At 58.8% G+C, this 16,077-nt stretch carries 17 protein-coding genes; 7 read left to right on the forward strand and 10 right to left on the reverse strand.

Features of this window, described 5'->3' with window-relative positions:
- Position 1: 1 nt before the first annotated feature.
- Positions 2-1,183 (reverse strand): efflux RND transporter periplasmic adaptor subunit, encoded by a 1,182-nt coding sequence (locus JFT86_RS24870; RefSeq protein ID WP_201233708.1) that lies wholly within the window; start codon positions 1,181-1,183, stop codon positions 2-4.
- Positions 1,184-1,300: 117 nt separating this feature from the next.
- A complete protein-coding gene (locus JFT86_RS24875) occupies positions 1,301-1,948 on the reverse strand; it encodes a gamma-glutamylcyclotransferase (protein WP_201233709.1) in 648 nt (215 codons plus the stop codon).
- 286 nt (positions 1,949-2,234) lie between these two features.
- On the opposite strand from JFT86_RS24875, the gene JFT86_RS24880 reads away from it, so the two are divergent.
- The 3 genes from JFT86_RS24880 to JFT86_RS24890 all read left to right on the forward strand — a co-directional run bounded on the left by JFT86_RS24880 (position 2,235) and on the right by JFT86_RS24890 (position 4,704).
- Complete coding sequence (locus JFT86_RS24880; RefSeq protein ID WP_201233710.1) at positions 2,235-2,879, forward strand: glutathione binding-like protein; 645 nt, start codon at positions 2,235-2,237, stop codon at positions 2,877-2,879.
- 542 nt (positions 2,880-3,421) lie between these two features.
- Complete coding sequence (locus JFT86_RS24885; RefSeq protein WP_201238858.1) at positions 3,422-4,018, forward strand: paraquat-inducible protein A; 597 nt, start codon at positions 3,422-3,424, stop codon at positions 4,016-4,018.
- On the forward strand, positions 4,015-4,704 hold the full coding sequence (locus tag JFT86_RS24890; RefSeq protein WP_201238859.1) for a paraquat-inducible protein A: 690 nt from the start codon (positions 4,015-4,017) through the stop codon (positions 4,702-4,704). Before JFT86_RS24885 ends, JFT86_RS24890 begins: the two co-directional genes overlap by 4 nt.
- Here the strand turns inward: JFT86_RS24890 and JFT86_RS24895 are convergent.
- Positions 4,637-7,663, reverse strand: coding sequence for an FAD-binding and (Fe-S)-binding domain-containing protein (locus JFT86_RS24895; protein ID WP_201238860.1), 3,027 nt, complete (start codon positions 7,661-7,663; stop codon positions 4,637-4,639). The genes JFT86_RS24890 and JFT86_RS24895 overlap by 68 nt on opposite strands.
- Positions 7,664-7,821: 158 nt before the next feature.
- Here JFT86_RS24895 and JFT86_RS24900 point away from each other — a divergent pair, with 158 nt between their 5' ends.
- Positions 7,822-8,706, forward strand: a complete 885-nt coding sequence (locus tag JFT86_RS24900; RefSeq protein WP_201233713.1) for a LysR substrate-binding domain-containing protein — start codon at positions 7,822-7,824, stop codon at positions 8,704-8,706.
- 204 nt (positions 8,707-8,910) lie between these two features.
- On the opposite strand, the gene JFT86_RS24905 is transcribed toward JFT86_RS24900, so the two are convergent.
- Both JFT86_RS24905 and JFT86_RS24910 read right to left on the reverse strand, forming a co-directional pair.
- Positions 8,911-9,516, reverse strand: coding sequence for a DUF6338 family protein (locus tag JFT86_RS24905; RefSeq protein ID WP_201233714.1), 606 nt, complete (start codon positions 9,514-9,516; stop codon positions 8,911-8,913).
- Between the two features lie 270 nt (positions 9,517-9,786).
- Positions 9,787-10,989, reverse strand: coding sequence for an NAD(P)/FAD-dependent oxidoreductase (locus JFT86_RS24910; RefSeq protein ID WP_201238861.1), 1,203 nt, complete (start codon positions 10,987-10,989; stop codon positions 9,787-9,789).
- A 293-nt stretch (positions 10,990-11,282) separates the two neighbouring features.
- Between JFT86_RS24910 and JFT86_RS24915 the strand changes: the two genes are divergently transcribed.
- On the forward strand, positions 11,283-11,831 hold the full coding sequence (locus JFT86_RS24915; protein ID WP_201238862.1) for an Rrf2 family transcriptional regulator: 549 nt from the start codon (positions 11,283-11,285) through the stop codon (positions 11,829-11,831).
- Between the two features lie 75 nt (positions 11,832-11,906).
- Here the strand turns inward: JFT86_RS24915 and JFT86_RS24920 are convergent, their stop codons facing one another.
- Entirely contained in the window at positions 11,907-12,242 is a 336-nt protein-coding gene (locus tag JFT86_RS24920; RefSeq protein WP_201238863.1) for a hypothetical protein, read from the reverse strand.
- Between the two features lie 187 nt (positions 12,243-12,429).
- Here JFT86_RS24920 and JFT86_RS24925 point away from each other — a divergent pair, with 187 nt between their 5' ends.
- Positions 12,430-12,669: a hypothetical protein gene (locus tag JFT86_RS24925; RefSeq protein ID WP_085586420.1), complete on the forward strand. Its 240-nt coding sequence runs from the start codon at positions 12,430-12,432 to the stop codon at positions 12,667-12,669.
- A 57-nt stretch (positions 12,670-12,726) separates the two neighbouring features.
- Here JFT86_RS24925 and JFT86_RS24930 read toward each other — a convergent pair whose 3' ends face one another.
- Positions 12,727-12,924, reverse strand: coding sequence for a DUF2188 domain-containing protein (locus JFT86_RS24930; RefSeq protein WP_201238864.1), 198 nt, complete (start codon positions 12,922-12,924; stop codon positions 12,727-12,729).
- A gap of 223 nt (positions 12,925-13,147) precedes the next feature.
- Here JFT86_RS24930 and JFT86_RS24935 point away from each other — a divergent pair, with 223 nt between their 5' ends.
- Entirely contained in the window at positions 13,148-13,510 is a 363-nt protein-coding gene (locus JFT86_RS24935) for an NUDIX hydrolase (RefSeq protein WP_201238865.1), read from the forward strand.
- A 4-nt stretch (positions 13,511-13,514) separates the two neighbouring features.
- On the opposite strand, the gene JFT86_RS24940 is transcribed toward JFT86_RS24935, so the two are convergent.
- From JFT86_RS24940 to JFT86_RS24950, 3 genes are all read right to left on the reverse strand, one after another.
- Positions 13,515-13,757, reverse strand: coding sequence for a DUF1652 domain-containing protein (locus JFT86_RS24940; RefSeq protein ID WP_103303443.1), 243 nt, complete (start codon positions 13,755-13,757; stop codon positions 13,515-13,517).
- A 110-nt stretch (positions 13,758-13,867) separates the two neighbouring features.
- Positions 13,868-14,767: a polysaccharide deacetylase family protein gene (locus JFT86_RS24945; protein WP_201238866.1), complete on the reverse strand. Its 900-nt coding sequence runs from the start codon at positions 14,765-14,767 to the stop codon at positions 13,868-13,870.
- Between the two features lie 131 nt (positions 14,768-14,898).
- A complete protein-coding gene (locus JFT86_RS24950; RefSeq protein WP_201238867.1) occupies positions 14,899-15,846 on the reverse strand; it encodes an ABC transporter substrate-binding protein in 948 nt (315 codons plus the stop codon).
- Positions 15,847-16,077 lie beyond the last annotated feature (231 nt).

A 16,077-nucleotide genomic window follows, 5' to 3' on the forward strand; every position in this document is an offset into this window, starting at 1 on the left:
ATTAAGCCGCAGGCTTGGTAGCGCGATTGACGCTGGCCATGTCGACGGTATTGACGTGGACGGCATCGTTGGGGCGTACACGCTGTACGCCGCTGACGATCACCCGGTCTCCTGCCTTGAGGCCGGACGTGACGATGCGCAGACCTTCATGCAGGTTGCCCAGCGTCACTTCGCGGTACTCGACGCGATCCTGGGCGCCGACCACCAGCACGAACTTGCGCGCCTGATCGGTGCCGATGGCCGAGTCGTCGACCAGCACGGTCTCGAACGGCTTGCCGCCACCGACCTTGATCCGCGCATACAGGCCCGGCAGCAGCGCGCCGTTGGCATTGTCGAAACGCGCGCGGACGCGGATGGTGCCGGACTGTGTGTCGAGCTGGTTGTCGATCGAATCCACTGCGCCCTGACGCGAATAGCCGTCCTCATCGGCCAGCCCCAGGGACACGGGGGCGCGGCTGCCGGACGCCTGATTGAGGTAACGCAGGTAGGTTTGCTCATCGACATCGAACGAGGCGTAGATCGGCGAGACAGACACCAGACGGGTCAGCAGCGGCGCCGTTGCGCCGGTCGATACAACGTTGCCGACCGTCAGCTCTGCGCGGGAAACCCGACCGGCCACCGGTGCCTTGATCTCGGTGTACGACAGGTTCACCCGAGCGGCATCCAGCGCCGCCTTCGCCACCTTCACCTGGGCCACGGCTTCGCGCGCAGCGTTCTGTTTCTCATCGAAATCACGCTTGGCGATCGCGTTCTGTTCCACCAGCCGTGCCGCGCGACTGGCATCAGTGGCGGTGTAGCCGGCGCGGGATTCGGCGGCAGCCAATTGTCCGGCGGCGCGATCGACTTCCGCCAGATATGGACGCTGATCGAGGGTAAACAGCAGATCGCCCTTCTTCACCAGCGCGCCATCCTTGAAGTACACGCCGACTATGGTGCCCGGCACCAATGGCCGGATATCCACCTTGTCGACCGCCTCCAGGCGTCCGGAATAGCTTTGCCATTCACTGATCGTTTTGAACACTACGGTGGCAACATCCACCTCAGCCATGGCAGCTGGAGCGGTGTCGGCATGGGCTTTGGCTATCGGCTCGAAATGATCGCCGTAGTTGACGACCATGCCGGCCGCGCCGGCCACTAAGAGCGCACTTAGCGCGACGAAAAGCCGTTTACGATTGGCGACCATTTCACTTCTCCTGACACTATTTATGATGTTCAAAACTTGTTAACCCACTGCAACTTCAAGACGCACGCATCCCTGCAATAAAACGTTCATTGCATAACTTCTTACTACCGAGTCACTTCAATCCATGAGTTCTGCCGATAACGCGCCAATGTATTCATCGACAATCCCGCTCTCACTGAGCGCGCAACACAGTCGATGCACATAATCTGCATTAGTCCCCATCGGCCCTTCGGCAAGTGCCACACTGCCGGCGATGGTTTCGATCCGCGCATCCGCCTCGAACAACGGGTGATCCGGCTCGGCAACAAACACCAGCGCCAGCACGTCGCGACCATCGGCCAGTTGCACGCCGGTCCAGATCGGCCGGTAGGCACCGGTGGGCATTTCGCGGATCCACAGTGAAATAAGTTCGTCGCGGGCCACCGCCTGGGTGATCTTGAACGCCACGCCGTGGGTCTCACCGCCGCGCTGCAAGGCCAGCATCCGCCCCGGCGTTTGCGCTGTCGCGCGCCCGGCGATCATCCGCAGGCAGAAACTGCGATGCCAACCGTGCAGGATGGCCAATTGGCGCTCGGCAAATTCGAGCATCGGGTTCCAGATCAGCGAGCCGTAACCGAAGACCCAGATGTCGCCCTCGCCGGGGCGCGCATTCAGGGTGTCTTCCATCGATTGGCCTATCCGCTCCAGCGTCCACAACAGTTCCGGGGGAACGTCGCTGAATTTCTCCAGATAAGCGCCTGAGCTGATCAACTGTTTCGTCAACATCGCCGTGGTCTCTGCGGTGGGCATTTGCCGTTGAGCGAATGTTGGCCGAGACGTCCCCGTCGGATAAACAACACGGGGCGCTACTCTTAGTAGCTCCAGAGGAGACAATCACGCCTGAATGCGTGATACAGCGGGGTCGTTGGACCGATTGACATCGCTGATTAATTGTCTCCATAAAAGCTACAGAGCATAAACTTTTGCGCTATTTATCGCCTCAGCCACCATGGGCAGACTGGATTTGCCGGTCCACTTCAGGACCCCCGACTTTCTCCCAAAGGTGATTGCCATGAAGCTCTACATTGCCAACCAGACTTGCTCCCAAGCCGTCCAGATCATCGCCAACGAACTGGGCCTGACCCCGGAACTGGTGCACTTCGACGTATTCGGCCGGACTACCTCCAGCGGCGATGACTTCGCGGCGGTGAACCCGCTGCTATACGTGCCCGCCCTGCTGCTCGACAACACCTTCAACGATGTCCTGTCGGAAACCATCGTCATTACCGCCTACCTCGCCGACCAGCATCCAGAGTCGAGCCTGATCCCGGCGCGCGGCACGCTGGAACGGGTCAAAGTCGATCAGTTGCTGACCTTCGTCGCTACCGAAATCGCCCAGAAACACATCCCGCTGATGCGCAAACTGCTGACCGAAGACGGCACCCAGTGGACCCGCAACAAGATCGTCAGCGCCTATGCCCAACTTGACGCAAGCCTGGCCGACGGGCGCACCTGGCTGACCGGTGAACAGTTCACCGTGGCCGATGCCTACGTCTTCGCCACCTGGTGGCACGAACGCTCCGGCGCTCAGATCGAACATCTGCAAAACCTGATGGCGTGGAAGGCCCGCGTCGACGCCCGCCCTTCGGTGCGCAAGGCACTGGCCGAAGAAGCGGCGCTGTATGCCGAACATATGGAGCAACTTAAAACGGCTTGATTGAATTGTTGGACTAAACAGGTCGCTCAGGCGGCCTGTTTGCGTTTTGCGATATGACTCAAGTTGATAACAACGTTAAAAACGGGGCGAAAAAAAAGGCCGCCTGATAACAGGCGGCCAAAACCAAAGGAGTAAACAGAATAGGGATTCCATGTTTACGGCCGAGAGTCTACTCATATCCGTGACGACGTTCTTATTGTCTTCATCAATACTTACCATCAACAAAATCCGCTTTACTGTAAGAGTTATCCAAGGCGGTAATTTATTGACTTTGTTGTGCGGAAAAACAAGATCAAAAGATCGCGGCCTTCGGCAACGCCTACAGCGTTGACTTGGCAGTCTGTCACTTTCACTACAAATGCGACGTTCCAACACGCTCCAAAGCCTTCACCGACTCCTTCCGCGCACCCAAAACCCATGCAGGAGCAGCCGAAGGTTGCGATCTTTTGATCTTGTTTCAAAAGATCGCAACCTTCATCAGCTCCTTCAGAGAGCGAGGTCTATAGTGATCAGGTCTTGTGCCCTGGCGTCGAGCGTTGCCCATGACTTCAAACGAACACCTGATCATCTGCGAGCACTGCGACTGCGTGTACGAAAAAGTCGTGCTCGGCAAACATCAGAAAACCCTGTGCCAGCGCTGCGGCGCTGTACTTCAGCGCTTCAATGGCCTGACGGTCGAGCAACGTCTGGCCCTGACGTTCACGGCGGCAATACTGTGGCTGTTCGCCAATTTCTATCCGGTGATGAGCATCAGCATGAAAGGCCTGAAAAACAGCGCAACGCTGTGGGATTCGGTGCTGGCGCTGAGTCAGGGGCCGATCACCTTCATGGCGATGGTCGCGGCCATTTCGATCATCATCGCCCCGGCGTTTCAATTGGTGCTGTTGGCCTGGGTGCTGAGTTATGCGCTGTCCTCCCGCCGTGCGCCGGGCTTCAAGTTGTGCATGCGCTGGCTGGAAACCTTGCGCCCGTGGAGCATGCTCGAAGTGTGTCTGCTCGGGGCGATGGTGGCGGTGTTCAAACTGGCTGGATTGCTTGACGTGCTGCCGGGCATCGGCCTGTTCGCACTGGCCGTGCTGAGCCTGATGATGATCCGCATTGCCGGCCGCGATATCCGTGATCTCTGGGACATCCTATGAAACGGCCACCGACTGCCAGCGAACTCAATCTGTGCCTGTGCCACAGCTGCGGACTGGCCTGTGACATGAGCGATGAGCCCCACGAATGTCCGCGCTGCGAGGCGCCATTGCATCGGCGCAAGACCAATTCGCTGGCGCGCACCTGGGCCTTTCTGTTTGCCGCGCTGGCGTTCTACGTGCCGGCCAATCTGCTGCCAGTGATGAACACCATGATGCTCGGCAACGGCGCCGACAGCACGATCATGAGCGGTGTGCTGGAGTTCTGGGAAGGTGGCGCGTGGGACATCGCCCTGATCATTTTCATCGCCAGCATCGCGGTGCCGGGGATCAAGTTTGTTGCGTTGTCGCTGCTGCTGATCACCGTGCAGCGCGACAGTGCCTGGGCGCGCCGGGAGCGCTCGAAGCTGTACCGTTTCGTCGAGCTGATCGGCTATTGGTCGATGCTCGACGTATTGGTCGTCGCGCTGGTCGCGGCGCTGGTGAAGTTCCAGGCGCTGGGCGATATCGAGCCACGCCCGGGCATCCTGTTTTTCGGCATGGTGGTGGTGTTCACCATGCTCTCGGCAATGAGCTTCGACCCGCGACTGATCTGGGACAGCGCCCCCGACGATGACCCCCTCAGCGACGCTGAGCCTCAAGCAGCACCTGCAACGGATGGCGCAACGCCCGATCCGACTGGCGCTTGACCTGACTGCGGCACGAATAACCGGTGGCCAGCGCCTCGCCCTGCTCCGCCGGCGCATCGACCTGACGCGCCCACGATTGCTCATAGATCACCGCCGAGGTTTCACGGTTGCGCGCCTCGTGGCCGTAAGTCCCGGACATGCCGCAGCAACCGGTGGCCTGGGTCGCCAGTTTCAAGCCTGCGCGTTCAAACACTTGCTCCCACTGCCGAGTCGCGGCCGGAGCGTTGGTTTTCTCCGTGCAGTGCGCCAGCAAGCGGAAGCTCTCGGTACGGGCCGGAGTGGTCTGTGCCGGCAGCACCTTGAGTAGCCATTCCTGCACTAGGGCGACTTCCGGACATTGCTCCATCCCCGGGACTTTCAGGTACTCCTGGCGGTAAACCAGGGTCATCGCCGGGTCCAGCCCCACCAGCGGCACGCCGATATCGACCAGCTCACGCAGTTGCCGCGCATTGCGCAACGCCGCCCGATTGAACGCCGTCAGAAAGCCCTGCACATGCAGCGGTTTGCCGTTAGCACTGAACGGCGCCAGATACACCTGATAACCGAGACGCGAAATCAGCTCGACCAGATCCGCCAGTAACGGTGCTTCGAAGTAACGGGTAAACGCGTCCTGCACCAGCACAACACTGCGCTCGCGCTGCGCCTGGGTCAGCGCAGACAAGGTCGCCAGCGTCGCCGGTTGCACCTGCCAACGGCGCATCGCTGCGTGGAAATCAAAGCGGCTGAGCAGCGGCACATCGACCATGCCACCAAGACGCTCCAGCAGTTTTCGGACAAACGAAGCGCCCATTAAACCGTTGTACAGCGCCGGAATCCGCGCCATGTACGGGATGCTGTACTCCAGCGAAGCGATCAGGTAATCCCGCGCCGGACGCAGATAACGCGTGTGGTACAGCTCGAGAAACCGCGAACGAAACTCCGGCACATTGACCTTCACCGGGCACTGCCCCGCGCAGGATTTGCACGCCAGGCAGCCGGCCATGGCGTCGTAAACCTCATGGGAGAAATCCTCAGACTGCGTGCGACTGTTGCGCCAGCGCTGCCACAACGTGGTGAAAAACGCCGGTCGGCGGATCGCATCGGACAACACATCAACGCCCGCCTCGCCCTGCAAGCGCAGCCATTCGCGGATCAACGAGGCGCGGCCCTTGGGCGATTGCGCGCGTTCGCGGGTGGCTTTCCACGATGGGCACATCGCGTCGTCAGGATCGAAGTTGTAGCAGGCGCCGTTGCCGTTGCAGTGCATGGCGGCGCCGTAGTCCTGCCAGACTTTCTCGTCGATCTGCCGATCGAGTTCACCACGCAGGGTCACTTCGTCGATCTTCAGCAATGCCGCGCCCGTGTTGGCCGGGGTGGCGATCTTGCCGGGGTTGAACTGGTTGAACGGATCAAACGCCGCTTTCAACGCTTGCAGCGCCGGATACAGTTCACCGAAAAACGCCGGAGCATATTCCGAGCGCAGACCTTTGCCGTGCTCCCCCCACAACAGACCACCGTAACGCTGAGTCAGCGCGGCGACGCCATCCGATACCGGACGCACCAGTGCCGCTTGCTGCGGATCCTTCATGTCGAGAATCGGCCGTACGTGCAACACACCGGCATCGACGTGGCCGAACATGCCGTACTGCAAACCGTGGCTGTCGAGCAGATCGCGCAACTCGGCGATGTATTCGGCCAGATGCTGCGGCGGCACCGCCGTGTCTTCGACAAATGGCTGTGGCCGCGCTTCCCCGGCAACGTTGCCGAGCAGACCGACCGCGCGTTTGCGCATGCCGTAGACCTTGTTCACCGCCGCATGACCGACCGCCAGCGTGTGCCCCAGACGTTCAACGGTCAGGTCGCTGCTCAGGTGTCCGACAAACGCCTCGACCCGCTGCTGCAGCTCTTCGGGATCATCGCCACAGAACTCGACGAGGTTGATACCCAACGTCGGTCGCTGGGTGTTTTCCGGAAAATATTCGGCAACGCCGTGCCAGACGATGTCCTGCATCGCCAGCAGCAACACCTTCGAGTCCACGGTCTCGATCGACAGCGGCTTGAGCGCCATCAAGGCTCGCGCATCGCGCAGCGCGTCCATGAAGCCGGCGTAGCGGATGTTCACCAGCATGGTGTGCTTGGGAATCGGCAGCACATTCAACTTCGCCTCAACGACAAAGCCGAGCGAGCCTTCAGCGCCACACAGCACGCTGTTGAGGTTGAAGCGGTTGTCTGCCTCGCGCAGGTGCGCCAGGTCGTAACCGGTCAGGCAACGGTTGAGATCGGGAAAGCGCGCTTTGATCAGCGCGCCCTGCTCATCAATGATCTGCCGCGCACAGCGGTAGACTTCACCGACCCGATCCTCTCGGGCGCACAACGTTTCCAGTTCACGTTCTTCCAGCGGCTGACCGTGCAGACGTTCGCCACCGCGCAGGATCATGTCGAGTTCGAGGACGTGGTCGCGAGTCTTGCCGTAGGTGCAACTGCCCTGGCCGCTGGCGTCGGTGTTGATCATCCCACCGACCGTGGCGCGGTTGGAAGTCGACAGCTCCGGGGCGAAGAACAGTCCGGCGGATTTCAGCGCGGCATTGAGCTGATCCTTGACCACCCCGGCCTGCACGCGCACCCAGCGTTGTTCGACGTTGATCTCGAGAATGCGATTCATGTGTCGCGACAGATCGACAACGATGCCGTCGGTCAGCGACTGGCCATTGGTGCCGGTGCCGCCGCCACGCGGGGTGATCACCACCTGCTGATAGGCCGGTTCGGCGATCAGTCGCGCCACCCGCGCGACATCGTCGGCGTCCAGCGGAAACACGGCTGCCTGCGGCAAACGCTGATAGATCGAGTTATCGGTGGCCAGCACCACGCGACTGGCGTAATCAGCGCTGATCTCACCACGAAATCCGCTGGTTTTCAGGGCTTTGAGGAACTGCTGGTAATCGGAAGTCAGAGCGGTAGCGGGCGACAGCTGGGCAATCATCGGTCAGGGTATCTCGGTCAAAATCAGGCCGTGTGGCGGTGAACAGTTGTACGCAACGAATGATTGCGTCAGGCTCCGCCATCTCATGTTGCCCATGTTCATTGTTGAAGCACGCTGGGACAACCGTAAATTCGACCCGCTATTAATGACTTTTCCGAATGAATCCGCGAACGCTCACCCCTTCCATGTCGTTGTTGCTGGCCTTCGAGGCTGCCGCTCGCCATGAAAGCTACACCCGCGCCGCCCACGAACTGTCGCTGACGCAAAGTGCGGTCAGCCGGCAGGTACAGATTCTCGAGAAGATGCTTGGCATGCGCCTGTTCAATCGCGAGGGGCGCAAAGTCGTGCTGACCGATGTCGGGCGCATGTATCAGCGCGAACTGGCTGAGGCACTCGGGCAAATCCGCAGTGCCACCCTGCAAGCGATGGCGTTCGGTTCCGGCATTCACAGTTTGCGCTTGGCGACGCTGCCGACTTTTGGTTCGAAGTGGCTGCTGCCGCGCCTCAAGGATTTCTACACCGCGCACCCGGGCATGACCGTACACCTGCATTCGCGCATCGAAGCCATCGACTTCGACACCAGCGAAATCGACGCGGCAATTTGCGTCGGCGGCGGTGAATGGCCGGGGCTGACGTCACTGCCCCTGCACACCGAGGAACTGGTGGTGATCGCCAGTGCGCAATTGTCGGCCGCCGAGCGCAAAGACGCCGAGCAGCAGATTGCCGGGCAACTGCTGCTCAATGTCAGCAGCAATGCGCAGGCGTGGGCCGAATGGTTCAGCCATCACGGCTTGCCGCATCGCAGCATGCGCATCGGCCCGAGCTTTGAAATGACCTCGCACTTGATTCAGGCCGTGCGCGCCAACATTGGCGTGGGCCTGGTGCCGCGCATTCTGGTCGAGGACGAATTACTCAATGGTGAGTTGCTGCAACTGGGCGAGCCGATCACCAGCCGACGCAGCTATTACCTGGTGTATCCGCCGCGCAATGAAGCGCTGCCTTCGCTGAAGGCGTTTCGCGATTGGCTGGTGGAGACGGTTTGACCGCGGGCGTGCGACAACGGACCACTAATCCTGGATAACTGCCGCGCCAATGAAGCGCCGCTTATAAAGCGGCGCGCCCGGCGTGTTAGCGCTTTGGTGCTGGAGGTGGTGCGCTGGGGCCTTTCAGGCTTGGTGAAGGCTTACCGTCCGGGCCGACAAAAAGCCGCGCCACGTTGGGAGGCATTGGTTGCGTTGCTCTGGCAGTCATGTCGAACCCTCTGATAGCGGGCTAAATTCAACCCATTGGACCCTCGCGGAATCTATCACCAAATACTCAGCGCCAAAAGACGCCACCGTTCCATCACTTTTCAACCACCTCGGGTTTTGCATCACAAACTGACCTTGGGCAGACTCCGGAGGCCACTCTGCGGGCCAGCCGAAAAGGCGCCTATCATCGGTCAAATGCAGCGTGACCAGACGATGATGCTGCGCGAAAGTGCTGAACCACTCACTGGGATAGGAAGATTGTTTCGTCAGATTTCTGCCACGCAACCACCCGTGCAACTTGCCGCTGGTGGCAAGGCGACAGAAAAACAGACCGAGCGAGATTGAAACAACCAGAGCCCACAGTGTTTCCGCCTTGGCACTCCACGGACCAACTGAGATGCCTTTGGTCCCTACCCACAAACATATTCCTCCGATCCCCGACACTGTTCCTTGAATAACAAACGTAAAAATCAACGCCTGCACAATCTGACCAAATGTATCCGGTCGCCTGAACGCTGTGAGCGAGTAAAAAATCCAGGTCGATAGAAACCCTGGAATCAAGTACTGCAATAGCGGAATCACCTCTTTAACCAGATCATCCATGATCCGCATCTCCTTCAGATATCGAAACAATCCATCCCGCCCATCTCTTTCCAATGCTGGCGTGCTGAAGCCTAGCCGACTCAAAAAAGCCGCCCACGCACAACTGTCACTTCTCATTGCAGCCGCTGATCTGCACAAGGCCGGGTCAGCGCCGCGCCCTTCTAGCGCAGCGACAAACTTGAAAAACATGCGTCAAGAAGCTTGGTAACAGTCTGTTGCGCAGACAAAAAAATCCCGCTGAATGAGCGGGATTGTTCTGCACAGCCTGAATTACGCCACAGGAATCATCGGGTCCGCCGCCGCCAGTGCGCTGACGCGATCAGCCGCAGGCGGGTAGATCCATTGCGTGTTGATCTGAGTCTTCAGGGTTTTGCCTTCCTGTTTGACCAGTTTCACCTGACGATCCCAGCCTTCGGTGTACACCGCGCCCCAGGCGCCAAGGTCCAGGCAGGTGACGTATTTCGGCTGGCTGTACGGCGTCGGATCGACACCGAGAATCTGCGCCGCGACGTTGTTGCCGGCGTGACGCCCCAGCGAAATCGCGTGCTGGCAGGTCATCAGCGCGTAATTGCCGATGTCGTCGGTGGCGGCGTAAGCCACGTCGCCGGTGGCAAAAATGTCGTCCTGACCGATGACTTTCAGGTGCGCATCGACGTGCAGGCGACCTTGCTTGTCGCGCTCGGCCGGGACCTGTTCGGTGAGCGAACTGGCGCGTACGCCCGTGGTCCAGACCACGGTTTTCGCTTCGATGTGTTGGCCATCCGAGAGCGTCACGCCGTTGGCATCGACGGCCTGCACCGACACGCCCAAGCGCCATTCAACGCCCAATTCCTCACTGGCGGCGACGATCGACTGGCTGATCTCTTCGCCCATCGAAGCACCGATCTTCTGTCCGCGATCAACGATGATCACGTTGATGTCGGCCTGCTCGCCGAGAATCTCGCGCAGGCGCCCCGGCATCTCGGTCGCCGTTTCGATGCCGGTGAAACCACCGCCCGCCACGACAACCGTGTTGCGCGCACGGCTGTCGGGAAGGTCTTTCAGGGATTTCAGGTGTGCTTCCAGACGAATGGCCGCTTCAATCTGATCGACATCAAATGCGTATTGCGCAACGCCCGGGGTCGCCGACTGCGCCAGGCCACTGCCGCTGGCCAGAACGAGTTTGTCGTAGTGGAACGTCTGTTTCTGACCCGACGCATCGGTGTAACCGACGGTTTTTTCCGCCACATCGATGGTCTGCGCCTCACCCTTGATGAAGTGAACGCCGACTGCTTCGAACAGTTCATGCAGCGGTGCGGCCAGTTGATGAGCGTTCGGCTCATAAAAACGCGGACGCACACGCAGCTCGGCCTGCGGCGCGAGAACGCTGATTTCAACGTCGTTGCGACCATGCAGGTCGACCAGCCGCGTAGCACTCAATGCCGACCACATACCGCCAAAACCTGCGCCGATAACCAGAATCTGCTGCTTCATTGTGTTTCTCCAGAAAACGCCTAGCGACTGAAAGAGAGAAAATCGAATTCGTTTTGAGTCAGTCACTGCCAACTCAATAGCGCCGACTGTATTGATCGGAGATAATTCTCACAAGTCAGATTATCCGATAGGTTTGATCGGATTTATCGATGACATCCAGAGCGAAAAACTTGGATAAATTGCACGCACAAAGGGCGTAAAGCCGCATACAGGTAGATTTCCCACTGTTTCCGCAGATTGCCGACTCAGGTCACGGCTGATAGTATTTACGACAAATCAAGTCGGACTTAACAATGTCTCTATACAGCGCAGGCGTCGAATACGGCATTCATTGCCTGGCATTTTTGGTCGGCAGCGGCGGCGATACTCGCGAAGCCAGCGTGCGCGACCTCGCCGAACTGCAAGGCGTGCCAGTGGAATATCTGGCGAAAATCTTCACCAAACTGGCCAAGAGCAAACTGGTGGTTGCCTCCGAAGGCGTACGTGGCGGCTTCAGCCTGGCGCGGCCAGCAGACGAAATCACCCTGCTCGACATCGTCAAAGCCATCGATGGACGCAAGAATATTTTTGAATGTCGCGACATTCGCGGGCGTTGCGCCCTGTTTGAAGGCAAGCCGCCAGAATGGGCCATCGAGGGCACCTGCTCGATCCATGCCGCAATGATGACCGCACAGCAACGCATGGAAGAGGCCCTCTCCCAACAGACCATCCTCGACATCGCCAGAAAGGTCGGGCGCAAGGCACCCGCAGAGTTTGGCCAACAGGTGGAAGACTGGATTCAGGATCGTCGCGAGAAAAAGGGCAATGTCGGCACCATTGCACTCACCGATATTTCCGACTGATTCACCTGAAGAAGGCGAAAAAAAAGCAGAAACCGTTGACCCGGTTTCTGCCTTTTCATGCACCCGATGTGCTCGTTACAGGCAATCACGTACTGACTTGCGCAACGATCCGGACTTGGCCCATGGCGGTCCCTGATACAACGACACCCGACTGCCGTCCTTGTATTTGACGATGTCGAGAATCTCGTCCGCCGTGATAATGCTCGGCGCAGTGATGCGATAACCGTTGGAAATCGACGTCTGCGAGGTCTTCGCGACATCTTGCTGCCACAGCGGCAAGACACACGCGGCATAGTCCTTGGGGGCCTTGCTGCTGGTCTTGCTGACATTCGGTTCACCCGGCACCAACGACGTCGGCAACGAGCAACCCGCCAACATGGCCAACGCCAGACTCCCGATCCATATCCGCATGGTGTTTCCCTGACCTGAAAAAAAGTGAATGTAGCCTGTAACCGGGTGCACATCCATCGTGGCAACGTGACTTCGCCGAAGTCTCGACAATTTTTTACATCCGTTCAGGCCGAAGACAGACGAGCCGTACACCGCCGCGAGAAAATACGACTACTATTTTCTACCGAGAATGTTCTGGGAGGTGATCATGCGGCTCAATGAATACGAACACGAACTTCAGCGCGACCTGCAAAGCGTCGCATCGGATCTGCGCTGGTCGGCAGTCGACCTCAAACGCATCGCCGAGCAACTGCGCAAGTCCGGCAACGAGGCGGACGCGCAGGCAGTGCTGAGATCCTGCGAGGTCCTGCAGAGTGATGAAGAGCGGCTGCAACTGTACGCCAAGGAAGTGAAAGCCCGCGCGATCAGCCGGGTCAAGGTTCACTGACGTTCCCACCTCAAACAAAAGCCCCGGCATCAACCGGGGCTTTTTCATTACCGTCATTCAACGGGTCTTGTGACTTTGCGCACGCGTCGAGCGTTTTTTGTAACCGGGAAGCGCTGCCGCATAGGCAAGTGCCTCTTCTCTGCTGGCAAATGACGCCAGCCGATCACCTTGGGTGCAAACGCGCCATGGACCGTTGTTCACGCTGAGCACGTCATAGCCATTCATGTGCATCTTGTTCAACAACGCAATGCTCATGGTCACCTCCTTTTCGCTAACGGGTAGGTTCAGCTTCACGCTTTACCTTACACCCTGTTCTCGCCGAGGTGCCTACCGGGTGTCGTTACGCCTGCCTGCCATGGGTCTGGCACTTTTCGTACATCCAAAAGCTCCAACCCGAAAAGGAACCTTCAAACACGAGTCCGGCTCGTATATTGCAGTTTTATTTCAATTTAATGACAAGCAGTAAAACAGGTAACAGATGAAAGTACGCGCCACCGTCATTTGCGAACAGGATCGACACATACTCCTGGTGCGCAAACCTCGCTGTCGCTGGGCCTTGCCCGGCGGCAAAGTCGAGCCTGGAGAAACCCGGGCGGCAGCGGCCGTGCGCGAATTGCAGGAGGAAACCGGGCTGAATGCCGACGAAGTGTTGTATCTGCTGGAACTGGAAAGCAGCGGCACGCGGCATCACGTCTACGAGGCATCCGTGCTGAATATTGACCAGGTACGCCCGCAAAACGAAATCGTCGAATGCATCTGGCATCCGCTGGATGCGGTACAGAATCTCAATACCAGCGAAGCAACGCTGCAGATCGTCAAGGCCTTTCAACGACGTTTATGAAGGTTCAACCGGCGAAAGCCCTGCGCCCCGCACTCATCTCCGTGCGCAGCTCACCGATGAAGTTGGAAATGTCACGGATGGTGACGAGGTGCTCCGGGGAAACGCCATTGAGCAGCAATTCGACGCGCCCACTCTCTGGCTCATACACCTTGATCTGCAACAGCCCCTGCGTGGAGGGAACACAGTCGCACTTGAACGCCGGAAACCCGGATTCGACGATGCGGCAAATCTCGGCAATGGCAAGCATGGACGGACGCCTCGCAGGCGAGAATCGATCAATCCGTAGAGCATAGATGAGCAATTTGTACCGTGCCCGGTACAAAACTGTTAACCCGCTCACAAATTTCACGCGATCACTCAGTGGGCGTCGTGATCCCAGATCCAGTTCCAGATACCCGGCAGCTGCACCGGCTCCGAACTTTTTCCCACAGTACGCGCCAACGCGGCCCGTTCCAGAGCGGTGTGATCGTCATAGAAAGGCTTGTCCGCCAGCCTCACACCTGTGGCCGCAGCGCTATCGAGAAGGATCTGCAAGTATTCGCGAGTATGCCGCGCGGTGTAACGGTTGAGGTCATGGAACGTCACCACCACCGGAATCACGCCATCAACGGTGGGAAATTGCCCCTGAGCTAAGCGTTCACGAACCTCCGATAACTGCCGCAGCATGTTCGCCCGCCGGCGCGGACTGGCATTGAAGCCCCAGATCTTGCCGTCATTGGCGCTCAAATCCGTCAACAACACGTGTAAGCCATGTTGTTGATAGGCAGCGAACGTGCGTTTGTCGTAGTTCCAGAACGGCGGACGCAGCAGGGTCGGTGGTGCGCCGGTAATGGCGGCGATATCCGCTGTGCCGTTGATCAGCGATTCTTCGAGCTCTTGAGGATCGAGCGAGCGATGGTTGGTGTGCCAATGGGTCGCGGTGTGGAAAGCGAGGATGTGCCCCTCGGCAAACTCGCGACGCATGATGCCGCGGCCGATGTCGCTGTTGCCGGCCCGGGGCGCACGGGTCTGGACAAAGAACACCGCTTTGATGCCCGGCTGCACAGGATTGTCCTTGAGACTGTCGAGCACCGTGGCCGACGGGTTCCAGAAACTCGAAGCGCTGGGGCCGTCATCGAACGTCAGCAGAAAACGCACGGGGGCCTGAGCCTTCAGACGCGTTTCGGTTTGTGCGGTCATTTCGATGGGCGCGGCGATGCAACCGGCCAACCCCAACACCATGGCCGCTGCACAAAGAAGTCTGAATCCGGATGTCATGTTTTGCCTTGAGCCTGACCGCTGCGGTCATGTTGTCGATTGGCAAAACTCCCTCGCCCTTATCCATCCTTGCGCCCGATTCTGTGAGCCGAGGTTGGATAAGGTACACAGGGTTTGGTTCCGGCGCTCGTTCAGTGAGCCAGTGCCTGCTCAAAGGAACTGTCGATTATCCCCGCCGTGGCCAGCGGTGCCGGCAGCGCTTTCACTTTAAACAGGAAGTCAGCGGTGCTTTGCAGATCCGTGGCTGCCTGTTGATCCACCGGCCCGACGGTCATGTGCGCCTGGCGCAGCCAGTGCCGCGAAACCTCCTGATCGAGATTGGCTTTCTTCGCCCACAGGTCAGCGTACTCATCGGTATGGCTATCGACCCATGCCCGCGCCTGCTTCAAACGTCCGAGAAAATCGGCAATCGCCTCACGCTTGCTGTCGATGGACGGCGTCGAAGCCGCAATCGCACTGAGCCCCGGCATCAGATTTTTCGCCGTGAGAATCGGTCGAGCGCCGGAGAATACAATCTGCTGGGAAATGTACGGTTCCCACACCGGAAAGGCGTCGATGCTGCCCTGCGGCAAAGCGGCGGCGGCATCGATCGGCATCAGCTTGACGAAGTCGACGTAATTCTCTGGCAGTCCTCCCTGCTCCAGCGCACGCAAGGTCAGTTGCTGGCTCCAGGCGCCGGGCCAGTAAGCGACTTTCTTGCCTTTCAGGTCGGCGATGGTTTTCACCGGAGAATCCTTGGGCACCAGCAACGCAATCGTGTCCGGATTCTGGCGGGACACGCCGATCAATTTCACCGGTGCCTGCTTCGCTGCCAGAAAGAGAAAACCGGAATCGCCGAGGAATCCCAGATCAATCGCTCCGGTTTGCAGAGCCTCCGCCAACGGTGCGGCCGCCTGGAAATGCTTCCAGTCGACCGTATAAGGCGCGTCTTTCAACACACCGGAGGCTTCAATCGAAGCGCGGATGTTGTAGTAGTTCTGGTCACCGACATGCAGGACCAATGGTTCGGCTGCGTAGGAAAACGGCGAGGTAAACAGGGCAGCGGTCAGCGCGCTGCGTAGGAAACGGGAAAGCTTCATGACGAGTCCTGCAAATTGAATTGCATAGAACATAACGCTGTTAAATCACCACTTTGAAATTCGATTAATGCATAAGCTCAGCACCGGGGATTTTCACTGTCCGCACAGCAACAGTGGCAGATCACACTGTTCGCGGAGCAACAGTGAAACTTCGACGTTTTTCAATGAAACCCTTGTAAACCGGCACTTCGGGACACATGGCACAGAGCCTGCAATATTCCATTCATGCAG

It is taken from the genome of Pseudomonas sp. TH06, from assembly GCF_016651305.1.
In the GTDB taxonomy this organism is placed as follows: domain Bacteria; phylum Pseudomonadota; class Gammaproteobacteria; order Pseudomonadales; family Pseudomonadaceae; genus Aquipseudomonas.

Coding starts and splice junctions, on each gene's coding strand:
- JFT86_RS24870 (WP_201233708.1), bottom strand. CDS start 1,183: ATGGTCGCCAATCGTAAACGGCTTTTCGTCGCGCTAAGTGCGCTCTTA.
- JFT86_RS24875 (WP_201233709.1), bottom strand. CDS start 1,948: ATGTTGACGAAACAGTTGATCAGCTCAGGCGCTTATCTGGAGAAATTC.
- JFT86_RS24880 (WP_201233710.1), top strand. CDS start 2,235: ATGAAGCTCTACATTGCCAACCAGACTTGCTCCCAAGCCGTCCAGATC.
- JFT86_RS24885 (WP_201238858.1), top strand. CDS start 3,422: ATGACTTCAAACGAACACCTGATCATCTGCGAGCACTGCGACTGCGTG.
- JFT86_RS24890 (WP_201238859.1), top strand. CDS start 4,015: ATGAAACGGCCACCGACTGCCAGCGAACTCAATCTGTGCCTGTGCCAC.
- JFT86_RS24895 (WP_201238860.1), bottom strand. CDS start 7,663: ATGATTGCCCAGCTGTCGCCCGCTACCGCTCTGACTTCCGATTACCAG.
- JFT86_RS24900 (WP_201233713.1), top strand. CDS start 7,822: ATGAATCCGCGAACGCTCACCCCTTCCATGTCGTTGTTGCTGGCCTTC.
- JFT86_RS24905 (WP_201233714.1), bottom strand. CDS start 9,516: ATGGATGATCTGGTTAAAGAGGTGATTCCGCTATTGCAGTACTTGATT.
- JFT86_RS24910 (WP_201238861.1), bottom strand. CDS start 10,989: ATGAAGCAGCAGATTCTGGTTATCGGCGCAGGTTTTGGCGGTATGTGG.
- JFT86_RS24915 (WP_201238862.1), top strand. CDS start 11,283: ATGTCTCTATACAGCGCAGGCGTCGAATACGGCATTCATTGCCTGGCA.
- JFT86_RS24920 (WP_201238863.1), bottom strand. CDS start 12,242: ATGCGGATATGGATCGGGAGTCTGGCGTTGGCCATGTTGGCGGGTTGC.
- JFT86_RS24925 (WP_085586420.1), top strand. CDS start 12,430: ATGCGGCTCAATGAATACGAACACGAACTTCAGCGCGACCTGCAAAGC.
- JFT86_RS24930 (WP_201238864.1), bottom strand. CDS start 12,924: ATGAGCATTGCGTTGTTGAACAAGATGCACATGAATGGCTATGACGTG.
- JFT86_RS24935 (WP_201238865.1), top strand. CDS start 13,148: ATGAAAGTACGCGCCACCGTCATTTGCGAACAGGATCGACACATACTC.
- JFT86_RS24940 (WP_103303443.1), bottom strand. CDS start 13,757: ATGCTTGCCATTGCCGAGATTTGCCGCATCGTCGAATCCGGGTTTCCG.
- JFT86_RS24945 (WP_201238866.1), bottom strand. CDS start 14,767: ATGACATCCGGATTCAGACTTCTTTGTGCAGCGGCCATGGTGTTGGGG.
- JFT86_RS24950 (WP_201238867.1), bottom strand. CDS start 15,846: ATGAAGCTTTCCCGTTTCCTACGCAGCGCGCTGACCGCTGCCCTGTTT.